This window comes from Verrucosispora sp. SN26_14.1 (genome assembly GCF_004307965.1).
In the GTDB taxonomy this organism is placed as follows: domain Bacteria; phylum Actinomycetota; class Actinomycetes; order Mycobacteriales; family Micromonosporaceae; genus Micromonospora.
Map to the genome: position 1 here is coordinate 1 of NZ_SISL01000190.1, position 10,896 is coordinate 10,896.

Genomic DNA, 10,896 nt, shown 5'->3' on the forward strand with positions numbered 1-10,896 from the left:
TCGTGGGCTCGGAGTTTGTATAAGAGACAGGATCGGCGGCGGCGGCCGGTGCCGGCGCGGGGGGCACGGGCCGGTCGCCGTCGCGCAACACGAAGGCCGACACCGCCAGCGCCACCACGACCGATGTGACGACAGCCAGCAGGCGTCCACGTCGGGCGGTCATGCGACACCCCCTCAGGGTCGAGGTCGCAGCGATCGTATCCATTTACGATATTCACTTGATGTGAGCCAGGTCACATCGATGAGTGTCGTCGCGGAGTTATGGTACGGCCCATCGCCACTCGCCTCTCGAAGGGCATCGCCGATGGTCGGATCGACCCCGCCGCGGGGGCGGCAGCTACGCGTCGTCAGCGTGGCCGCCACCGGGCTCCTCCTCGCCAGCATCGCCGTCGCCTCACCCGGCAACGCGCAGACGGTCACGCGGACGGCCACCGAGTCCGCCGCCGTCGAGGCACCACTCGGTGTCGACGAGATCTCCCACAGCCCCAACCTCACGCAGATCGCCAACCTGCCCAAGCAGGCCCCGTTCGACACCACGTCGGCGCTCGGCACCGACATCGCCTTCCAGGGCAAGTACGCCTTCGTCGGCAACTACGACGGCTTCGTCATCTACGACGTCGCGAAGCCGAGCAAGCCGAAGCTCGTGTCGCAGGTGCTCTGCCCGGGCGCGCAGAACGACATCTCCATCTACGGTGACCTGCTCTTCCTGTCGACCGACTCGTCCCGCAGCGACGACTCGTGCAGCAGCGTCTCCCAACCCGCCACGATCAAGGAGTCGTGGGAGGGCATCAAGATCTTCGACGTCAAGGACAAGAAGAAGCCGCGCTACCTCAAGGCCGTCGAGACCGCCTGCGGCTCGCACACCCACACGCTGGTGCCGGCGAAGGACAAGAAGTCGGTCTACCTGTACGTCTCCTCGTACAGCCCGCAGGCCACCTTCCCCGACTGCCAGCCTCCCCACGACTCGATCAGCATCGTCAAGGTCCCGCTGAAGAAGCCGACCGACGCGGCCGTGGTCGCCACGCCGAACCTCTTCCCCGACGGCGGCTACGAGGGGCGGACGGGCGGGTCGGCGACCACCGGCTGCCACGACATCACCGCCTACCCGGAGAAGGACCTCGCCGCCGGGGCGTGCATGGGTGACGGGGTGCTGCTGGACATCAGCAAGCGGGAGGCGCCGCGCGTGCTGCACACCGTGCGCGACACCGTCAACTTCGCGTTCTGGCACTCGGCCACCTTCAACAACCGCGGCACGAAGGTCGTCTTCACCGACGAGCTCGGCGGCGGTGGCGGGGCCACCTGCAACGAGGAGATCGGCCCGAACCGGGGCGCCAACGCGATCTACGACCTCACCGGCCGGGGCGACAACCGCAAACTGGAGTTCCGCAGCTACTACAAGATCCCGCGCACCAACGGCGACACCGAGAACTGCGTGGCGCACAACGGCTCGCTGATCCCGGTGCTCGGCAAGGACATCATGGTCCAGGCGTGGTATCAGGGCGGCATCTCGGTGTGGGACTTCACCGACTCCCGCAAGCCCAAGGAGATCGGCTTCTGGGAGCGGGGCCCGCTCTCGGACACCCAGCTGGTCGTCGGCGGCTCCTGGTCGGCCTACTACTACAACGGGCACATCTACTCCTCGGACATCCAGAAGGGGCTGGACGTGCTCGAACTCGACGACTGGCGGACGTGGTCGGCCAAGCTGGTCCACTACCGCGAGTTCAACGTCCAGACCCAGCCCAGCTACCTGAGCTGGTAGCACCACCCGCGCCTGCGGGCCCGGTCCCCTTCTCCGGGGGGCCGGGCCCGCATCACGTGTACGCCACGTCGTGTTTTGCCCCGCCTGTCCCGGGTACCTCGTCCGGCACATTCCGTCACGCAGGAAAGGGGCGCGGCAATGGCGCGAAACGAGTACCACGTGGTGCCGGACGGCGACGGCTGGAAGGTCGAGCAGGGCGGGACCGTCGTCGGCACGTACGACACGAAGCAGGACGCGGTCGACGCGGGGCGGAAGGTGGCGCACGGCAACGAACCGAGCCAGCTCGTGGTGCACACCGCGGACGGCCAGATCGAGACCGAGTACACCTACCAGGACGACCCGTACCCGCCCGCCGGCTGACCGGCATCCCCCCGGCGGTACCGGTCGTCACCTCGCCCGGCACCCGAGCGGATCGGGCCGCCCGGCCGTGCGAAGATGCGCCGTGACCTCCCCAGAGGCTGTTCCGGCCGCACCCGGTCGACGCCGGCCGCACCCGCTGGACGTGATCGCGGTCGGGCTGGCCGTCCTGGGTGCCGTGTGCGTGGCGACGGGCCTGCTGCCCCGCGCCGACGCCGCCGACACCCTCACCCGGGTCCTGCCGCTGCTGGTCTTCCTCGGCACCGTGGTGGTCCTCGCCGAACTGACCGCCGCCGCCGGTGTCTTCGACGTCCTCGCCACCCGGCTGGCGGTCGCCGCCCGGGGTCGCTGGCCGGTCCTCTTCGCGCTCTGCGTCGGCTTCGCCGCGCTCACCACCGTCGTGCTCAACCTGGACACCACGGCGGTGCTGCTCACGCCGGTGATGCTCGCGCTGGCGGTCACCCTGCGCACGGCGGTGGCCCCGCTGGCGGTCACCACGGTCTGGCTGGCGAACACGGCCAGCCTGCTGCTGCCGGTCTCCAACCTGACCAACCTGCTGGCCGCCGACCGGATCGGCCTCGACCCGCTGGCGTACGCGAGCGTCATGTGGCTGCCCCAACTGGCGGCGCTCGCGGTCACCACGATCCTGCTCTGGTACTTCTGGTGGCGGCGCGACCGCCCCGTCGACGGCCGGTTCGCGCCACCGTCGGTGCACCGGCCGACCGACCCGGTGCTCTACCGCACCGCACTCGTCGCCTGCCTGCTCTTCGTCGGCGCGATCGTGGCCGGCGCCCCCGTCGGCCTGGCCTCGGCGGTCGCCGCCGGCCTGCTGCTGCTCGTCTTCGCGTTCCGCTCCCCCGGTACGCTGCGCCCCGCCCTGCTGCCCTGGCGGCTGCTGCTCTTCGTCACCGGCCTGTTCCTGGTGATCCAGACCATCGGCGCGTTCGGCCTGAACGACCTCGTCGCCCGGCTCGCCGGTGACGAGGGCGGCGTGCCCGGACTGCTGCGCGCGGGCGGCACCGGTGCGCTGCTGTCCAACCTCGTCAACAACCTGCCCGCCTACCTGGCCGGCGAGGCGGTGCTGCCGGCCGGTGACCGGCAACGCCTGCTGGCCCTGCTGATCGGCACCAACATCGGCCCGCTGGCGCTGCCGTGGGCGTCCCTGGCCACCCTGCTCTGGCTGGAGCGCTGCCGGGCCGCCCGGGTACGCGTGCCGCTGGCCCGTTTCCTCGCCACCAGCGCCGCCGTCGCGACCCTCGGCACCCTCGCCGCCGTCAGCGCCCTCCTGCTCACCACCTGACCCGCCCGCGAACCCGCCTGGTGGGCGGCTCAGCCGGGTAGGGGTGCGCCGTCGCCCCGGGTGCGTCGTGGGGTGACCAGGCGGCGCACCATCGGGGCGGCGTTCCAGCGGGCCGCGCCCACCAGGTCGCGGGCGTGCTCCAGCATCGTGTAGTCCGGTCGGGCCCGGCCTGCGGCCATCGCCGCGTCCAGGTCGTTGCCGCAGCGCGTCAGCACGCTGTCGAAGTCGCGCCGGACCGGTGCCAGCAGGTCGTAGCCGAAGGAGCGGTGCAGGCGGGCGAAGAGCGGCTTGTACAGCCGGGCCCGCTCGTGCAGGCCGGAGGAGTACGACATCGGGTTCTTGGGGCGGCGACGGATGTAGTCCGGCAGCAGGTCGGCGAAGGCCCGGCGGACGATCCACTTCTCCTGGCCGTCGCGCATCTTGAGGTCGAGCGGCAACCGCATGGCCAGCTCGACCAGGGCCAGGTCCAGGAAGGGCACCCGGGCCTCCACGCCGAAGCCCATGCTGGTCCGGTCGACCCGCTGCAACTCGGTACGACACAGGTTGCGGATCTTGTGCAGGAACAGTCGGCGGGACGCCGCCGGGCCGACCTCGTGGTACATCGGGTAGCCGCCGAACAGTTCGTCGGAGCCGTCCCCGGTGAGCACCACCTTCACGCCCAACTCGCGCAGCCGACGGAAGATCGGCACCGAGACCACCGCGTTGATGATGTCGCCGTACTCGGTCAGCTCGGAGATCCGGATCGCCTCGCGGACGTCGGCGAGGCGGATGTCGCGCGGACGCAACTCGACCACCTCGTGCGGCACCCCCAACTCCTTGGCCAGCCGCCGGGCGTACGCCAGGTCGGGGCTGCCCGGCGCGCCGACGGTGACCGCGACGCAGTCCGGGTGCGCCTGTGCCGTGTGCAGCAGCGCCAGCGAGCTGTCCAGCCCGCCGGAGAGCACCACGCCCACCGTGAGGTCGGTGTCCAGGCGTACCCGGATGCTGTCGGTGAGGGTGTCCCGGACGAGCAGGGCGGCCTCGTCCGGGTCCGTCACCGGCGGCCGGTCCGCGCCGAGGGAGAGCAGGTCCACGTACGGGCGGAGGCGGACCCGGTGGTCCTCGCCGACCCAGCCGTGGTGCCCCGGCGGCACCTCGGTCACCGGCGCCCGCGCCGGCACCAGTGCCTTGACCTCGCTGGCCACGTGCAGGCACCCCGGTGCGCGGGACCAGTACAGCGGCTTCACACCGAGCGGGTCCCGCGCCAGATAGACGCGGCCGGTGGGCCGTTCCGCGATGGCGAGGGCGTACTCGCCGCGCAGCCGGGTCACCATCTCCTCGCCCCACCGTTCGAAGGCGGCGAGCACCACCTCGGTGTCGCTGGCGCTGGTGAACCGGTGCCCGAGGGCGATCAGCTCGGCGCGCAACTCGTGGTGGTTGAAGACCTCGCCGTTGTAGCAGAGCAGCCACCGCTCGTCGGCGGAGAGCCAGGGCTGGACCGCACGGTCCCGGTCCACCACGCGCAGCCGCCGGGTGCCGGCGAGCAGCCCGCTCTCGTACCGCGTCTCGGTGACCTCGCCGCGCGGGACCAGCGTGGCGAGCATCCGTCGGAAGATCGCCGGGTCGGCCTCCGGACCGACGCTCAGCACGATGCCGCACATCGTCAGATCCCCATCTCCGCCTCGTACGCACGACGCAGCCGCCGCGTCGCCGAGGGCGCGAGGCAGATGTGCCATGCCTGCCCCTCGTCGATCACGTTGAGTTCGCCGGCACGCTGCCGGTCCAGCAGGATCCCGGCCAGCGTGTCCCGCGCGCCGAAGCGCTCGTACCAGGCCATCTCCACGTCCACCGCCCAGCCCAGGCAGTGCCCGCTCGGCACCATCGCGGCGTACCCGAGACGGCGCAGCCGGTACTGGTGCTCGGCGCTGCGGACCAGGCTGGTCACCCAGAGCGGCGGCGTGGCCACCGTGGTGGCCGCGGTGAACTCCCGGCCGATGTCGTTGAGCAGCGCGACCACCTCCCGCCGGGCCCGGCGGAACAGCAACCCGGCGGTACGCGGAGTGGCGTCCGGCAGCACCCGGCGACGCACCGCGCGTACGCCCCGGCCGAGCACCGTGCGGGGCTGTTCGGTGTAGCGGAACCGCAGCAGCCCCCGGCGGCGTAGCCACTCCAGGTCCACGAGTTGGGTGCTGTGGTGCACCTCGGCGTCGGTGACGAAGGTGGAGGCGTCGCGCCACCACATCACGTCGATACGCGACAGCAGATAGATCCGGACCAGCGCGGCCAGGTCCCCGGCGGAGCTGCGCGCGTTGGGCTGGTACCGGGCCATCTCCAGCAGCAGGGTCTCCCGCGCGCCGATCAACCCCTGCGGGGTGTCGTCGAGCACCGCGGCGATGGCCGGCTCCCGCAGCCGCTGGTCGATCAGCACCTGGCGGGCCTTCGTGCTGCTCGCCGCCGCGAGCGCGCCCACCTCGACCAGCAGCTCGCCCACGGCCTCCCGGTACGCGTCCAGGTCCGGCCCGTCCGGGGAGGAGTTCGCGAGCCCCCGCACCGACATACGACGCCCGGCCGGTGCCGTGTACGGGACAGGAGGACGCGGTTGCTGCCGTCTGGGGCTACGGTTGGGCACACGCATGGCCGGGCCTCCCTCAGTCGCGACATCACGGTGTATGTCACCCTCTGCGGCACCGTAACCACGCAGACCGGAAGGACCCCGAACAATCCTTCCGTATTCCTCCCTAAGGGGTCAGAACAGACCTTCACGCACGGTCATCTCGGCGACAACGGTCCCGGCCAGCCTTGCGGGCCGGCCGGGACCGATCAGCTCTTCACTCTGCCGGTGGCGGCAGAGTGTGGTGCTCGAACGACATCTCGGCGACCTCGGCACCACGCAACCCCGCACCGTGATCCAGACGGCGCTCGGCCAGACCGATGGCGCCGTTGCGGTTCCGGTAGGCGATGACGAAGGACTGAGTGCTCCCGGTGGAGATCGTGGCCACGGTCGGATCGGTGGCGACGTTCAACGGCGTCCACGGGTCCGGGTTGAGTGACCGCCACTGCCCCCACGTCCCCGCACCGGTTGCCGTCTCGAAGATCTGGTACAGCTCGTCATCGGCACCACGCGCCACGACGGCTACCCGGCTGAGGTCGGGATCCATGACGGCGGCGGGTGAGCCGGCGGCCGTGAAGTCCCCGATCCGCTCCCACTGCGCCGACCAGGAGCCCGTGGCGCTCTCCACCTTGGTGAGGACCGCGCCGTCCGAGCCCCGCACGACGACCCTGGACCGGAAGCCGGGGTGGACGACCGCCGTCGGGGTGCCGGTGACCTGCCCACCAAGGTCGGTCCAGGTCGACAGTGCGCCATCGGGATAGTAGAGCGCCGTCCTCACCGTGCCGGTGGTGGACCGCGCAACCAGCCGTACCGCGTTGTCGCTCTCCTCGACCACGGTGACCTGACCGGTCAGACCGGCGACACCGAGGCTCGTCCAGGACCAGGCGGTCCCGGCCTGGCGGTAGTGCCATAGGCGACTGTCCGCGTCGACGGCGAAGAGGACCTCGACGGGGCTACCACCGTTGTCGAGGCGGACTCCTGTGGGCGGCCCAGCCATGGAACAACCGAGACTCGACGGCGCCTCGAAGACACCACCGGCAGAGGACGTCTCGGCGGCAGACCAGATGTTGGTGTCGATGTTCTGCGCCGCCACCTGGACCTTGCTGTCGGGACGCTGGTGAAGCGACGGCGGACCGGTGTACGCCTGCTGACCGGAAATGGCCGTCCAGGCGATGAATCCCCAGGCGCTCGGATCGGCCGAACCCATCCGCAACACGCCCGCATTGTCGGTGTAGGCGAACGTCACCTTGCGGACCGCCGTGCCGTCCGGTGAGCCCTGCATCACCGTCATACGGGTGAAGGATTCCGGCGTGAGCTCCTGCAATGGGTTGGCGAACCAACCCTGGAGGTCGACCACCACGTGCACCGTACCGCTGCTGCCGTTCCGGATCCTGATCTTGCCCTCGGTGCCGACCTTGGTAACGGCGAGGCTTCCTCTGGCCACCTGGCCGGTGCTGAAGCTCGTCACCGAGGCACTGTTAGCGGTCGCCCCGACCGGCCAGACCCTCAGGTAACCGTTGTTGCTCGGGTGTCCAGCAGCCGGCTGGCCGCCAGAATGCGCAGACCGGCACCGGTGGTCGGCGTGGCGGTGAAGTAGCCCTGCACCGAGATGACCACGTGGACTGTCCCACTACCACCATTAGTGATCACCACCCGGCCGTCGGCGGGCAGCTTCACGCTCATTCCCATCGACGTCGTACCTACCTGGTAATCCCAGGGCGCTCGCGGCGCTGGCCTGGTTCGCCGGTGCGGCGGTGACGAAGCTCGTCGTGGTCGCACCCGTCACCACCACGCCGATCATCGCCGCCGAAGCCCCGGCGGGAATGACACCACCGGTCAACGTGACCGTACGGGTACCACCACTGGCACCGATCGGGCCGGTCGTGCTGCCGAGGCCGCTACGGGTATCGACGACCTGGACAGGGTCGATCGGCACAAAGCCCCCGCCCGCAGTGGTCGTGACACTGGTGAAGTAGCCCTGCACGTCGAGCTTGACGTGCGTACTGCCGCTGTGGTTGTAGAGGCTGAGCTTGCCCTCGCTGCCGGGGGAGACGACGACCGAGTTGGTCAACACCTCATCCTTGGACGCGTTGAGCGAGGCCACGATCGGCCGGGTCGCACCGTTCGGGAAGACCGTCGGGTAGGTGTTCCCCGTGGGGCTGACAGCCGTGATGTCGACGAGGAGAGCGCGCACCCCGCTCGTCGGCACCCCGCCCACACCGAGCGCAGTGAAAGTGGTCGTGGACGTCGCGCCCCGCGCGCCGGTCACTCCACCTACACCGCTGCGGGTGTCCAACAGAACGGTATTGACCGGAACGAAATCCCCACCTCTTCCGGCCGCGTCGGCACCCGCCGACCCCGCCGGAACCACGACGACCGACCCTAATACCAACGACACGGCAACCGGCAGAGCCGCCAACCGTCGCCGCCGCGCTCTCTTCATAAACCACCTTCGAAATAAATTGCAACTCAACACAACATCGCCTCAATCATTCCACGCCACACCATAGGCCGACACCGACATCCGCCGGCCTATTCAACAATTTGGAGTCATACTTTCAACGATCATCACCAAGCCAGCCTCTTATTGCGGCACGCGTTACACCCTCAACACGCGGAGAGGCGGACATCCACTCCCCATGCTGTCGGAGCGTCTGAGAGCGGCGAGGATGGCACATGCCCCTAAAGTCGATAGCTGATTGACCAACATCACATCTTAAAATTACTCTTCCGTCCAGAGAGAGCATTACAAAGGAGGGCCGACAGGCTTGGTTACCCAACACACCAGACGACGCCCCAGCGCCGACAATGTCCCACTGCTCCAGCAGACGTACACGCACCCACCACCAAACCGGAAACCTCTCATCGAGAGACTTGACCGCCACCAGAAAGTGCGGTCGAGCTACACTGAAGAGCCCGCCTTCGATCGACAGGCGATACCATTCTGCGTTCGCATTATCCCTCAGCATCGGATCAGATAATTCGACTGAACCCCCAAACACTCCATCTTGCGAAGTGCAGCTACCGACAAAAGTCGCCAGAGCTGGCGGGATTAGCCGATTGGCCAAGTCCACCACGCCGAGTAGACCCAGCCCGGCCTTGACAAGCGAATCCGAAAGCGCGATCCCATCCACAGACAAATCCTTTGAAGCTAGACCAGAAAGAGTCGATACCTGCAGGCCACACCAGCCGTCATGCGCCCTACGACCTTGTAGCCCAAGGATAGGGAATTATATGTTTGTAGTTGTGTGATCCATCTTGACGTCTACCAACGTAGGCGATCCTCCCGCCACCATCGATAAGAATGCGGGCCTGGCTGCGTGGATCACCATTGTCGTAGATAGCCGAGTCCTTCCATCGCTGAGCCGCTCTTGGAGCCCCGGAGGCTTTATACACGTCCGGCTCAAGGTTTCGAGCAGGGCCCGTCATCTGCTGCGGATAGTTCGGGTTGGAAAGAACATCGGTGACAAGATCGTGAATGTCTTGTGGCGTCTCGTAGAATTCTCCATTTGCCGCACTTCTAGCAGAAATGGCCTCCGGTGAATAATTTTCATCAGGAGTCCCATTTACTCCCGCCACAATTGTGTACGAGAACCGGCGTGTCACCGGCCGCCACATAGTACGTGTGGATTTCGTGATCTCGACCAGGTTCTTGCTACCCAATCCGACGATCAAAGCGGTGACCGGTCGGATCGCGGTCCGGCCGGTGGTCGGGTCGGTGGCGACCACCTTGTCGCCGACCCTGTTCCACGGGCAGGACCTCTCTGGACCGCCAGACCGCTGATCACACGTCCACCGACGGCCGTCGGATCACCTCGAACCGACGCCCGTCGGCGCTCACCACCAACCGCAATCACGAGCGACGCGAACGGCCTCGGCCCGGTTGTCCACACCCAGCTTCTGCACCGCCAGCGCGAGATAGTTGCGGACGGTGCCGCTGGAGAGATGGGCGCGGCGGGCGATCGCCGCGACCGATGATCCGTCCTCGGCCAGCCGCAGCGTCTCCAGTTCGCGCGGGGTCAGTGGGCACGGCGGGATGCTCAGCGCGTCGGCCGCCAGCGCCGGGTCGACGTACCGGCCACCGGCGTGCACCCGGCGGATCACGTCGGCGAGGGCCCCGCCCGGCGCGCCCTTGGGCAGGAAGCCGCGCGCTCCCGCGGAGAGCGCGCGGGCCAGGTGTGGCGGGCGTCCCTGCCCGGTGAGGATGACCACCGCGCACTCCGGCAGCACCCGGGCCAGTTCGGCGGCGACGCCGAAACCGTCCTGGCCGGGCATGGCCAGGTCGACCACGGCCACGTCGGGTCGGTGGGCCAGGGCGGCGATGACCGCCGCCGGCCCGTCGGCCGCCTGCGCGACGACCGTCAGGTCCGCCTCCAACTCCAGCAGGGCGGCCAGGGCGGCACGGATCAGTTCCTCGTCGTCGGCGAGCAGGACCCGGATCATGCGACGGCCGGTACGGTCGCCTCGACGGTGAACACGTCGTCGGCCCGGTCGACGCGGAGCCGTCCACCGGCAGCGGCGAGCCGGTCGGCCAGTCCGCGCAGGCCGTGACTGTGCCGGTCCGCCGTCCCCGTCTCGGTCGCCCCGTCGTTCGTCACGGTCATCCGCACCTCGTCCTCCCGCTGGGTGATCTCGATCCGGCACCAGGCGGCCCGGCTGTGTCGCAGCACGTTGGTGCCGGCCTCGCGGAGCACCGCCGCGAGTTGGGTGGCCGTCTCCGGCGGCAGCTCACCGGTGGGCGGAACGACGGTGCACCGTACGCCGGACGAGCGCAGCACCTGCGCGACCGCCGTCGCCTGCTCGCCGAGGTCGACCCGGCGGTAGCCGTGCACCGTCCGGCGTAGTTCGGTGAGGGCGGTGGCCGCGAGCCGCTGCGCCTCGCCCGCCTCC

Annotated in this window: 10 protein-coding genes; 3 read left to right on the top strand and 7 right to left on the bottom strand. The window is 69.1% G+C overall.

The window, feature by feature from the left end:
* Positions 1 to 304: 304 nt before the first annotated feature.
* The 3 genes from EYA84_RS17585 (at position 305) to EYA84_RS17595 (ending at position 3,416) form a co-directional block, all read left to right on the top strand.
* Positions 305 to 1,759 carry an LVIVD repeat-containing protein gene (locus EYA84_RS17585; protein ID WP_131054148.1) on the top strand — a complete coding sequence of 485 codons (1,455 nt, stop codon included), beginning with the start codon at positions 305 to 307 and terminating at the stop codon, positions 1,757 to 1,759.
* 138 nt (positions 1,760 to 1,897) lie between these two features.
* A complete protein-coding gene (locus EYA84_RS17590) occupies positions 1,898 to 2,119 on the top strand; it encodes a DUF2188 domain-containing protein (protein WP_131054149.1) in 222 nt (73 codons plus the stop codon).
* 82 nt (positions 2,120 to 2,201) lie between these two features.
* Positions 2,202 to 3,416: an SLC13 family permease gene (locus tag EYA84_RS17595; RefSeq protein WP_131054150.1), complete on the top strand. Its 1,215-nt coding sequence runs from the start codon at positions 2,202 to 2,204 to the stop codon at positions 3,414 to 3,416.
* Between the two features lie 29 nt (positions 3,417 to 3,445).
* Here the strand turns inward: EYA84_RS17595 and EYA84_RS17600 are convergent, their stop codons facing one another.
* The 7 genes from EYA84_RS17600 to EYA84_RS32525 form a co-directional block, all read right to left on the bottom strand.
* A complete protein-coding gene (locus tag EYA84_RS17600; RefSeq protein ID WP_131054151.1) occupies positions 3,446 to 5,056 on the bottom strand; it encodes an asparagine synthetase B in 1,611 nt (536 codons plus the stop codon).
* 2 nt (positions 5,057 to 5,058) lie between these two features.
* Positions 5,059 to 6,030, bottom strand: coding sequence for a DUF5715 family protein (locus tag EYA84_RS17605; protein ID WP_131054152.1), 972 nt, complete (start codon positions 6,028 to 6,030; stop codon positions 5,059 to 5,061).
* 193 nt (positions 6,031 to 6,223) lie between these two features.
* Positions 6,224 to 7,474 carry a hypothetical protein gene (locus tag EYA84_RS17610; RefSeq protein WP_131054153.1) on the bottom strand — a complete coding sequence of 417 codons (1,251 nt, stop codon included), beginning with the start codon at positions 7,472 to 7,474 and terminating at the stop codon, positions 6,224 to 6,226.
* Positions 7,475 to 7,645: 171 nt separating this feature from the next.
* The gene (locus EYA84_RS17620) at positions 7,646 to 8,275 is read right to left on the bottom strand and encodes a hypothetical protein (RefSeq protein ID WP_131054155.1); all 630 of its coding nucleotides are present in this window, start codon (positions 8,273 to 8,275) and stop codon (positions 7,646 to 7,648) included.
* A gap of 932 nt (positions 8,276 to 9,207) precedes the next feature.
* A complete protein-coding gene (locus EYA84_RS32520) occupies positions 9,208 to 9,735 on the bottom strand; it encodes a hypothetical protein (RefSeq protein ID WP_161594994.1) in 528 nt (175 codons plus the stop codon).
* 108 nt (positions 9,736 to 9,843) lie between these two features.
* Complete coding sequence (locus EYA84_RS17630) at positions 9,844 to 10,449, bottom strand: response regulator transcription factor (RefSeq protein WP_131054156.1); 606 nt, start codon at positions 10,447 to 10,449, stop codon at positions 9,844 to 9,846.
* Positions 10,446 to 10,896, bottom strand: a 451-nt coding sequence (locus EYA84_RS32525; protein WP_394347583.1) for a sensor histidine kinase, incomplete at its 5' end; no start/stop codon positions are given. The genes EYA84_RS17630 and EYA84_RS32525, both read right to left, overlap by 4 nt.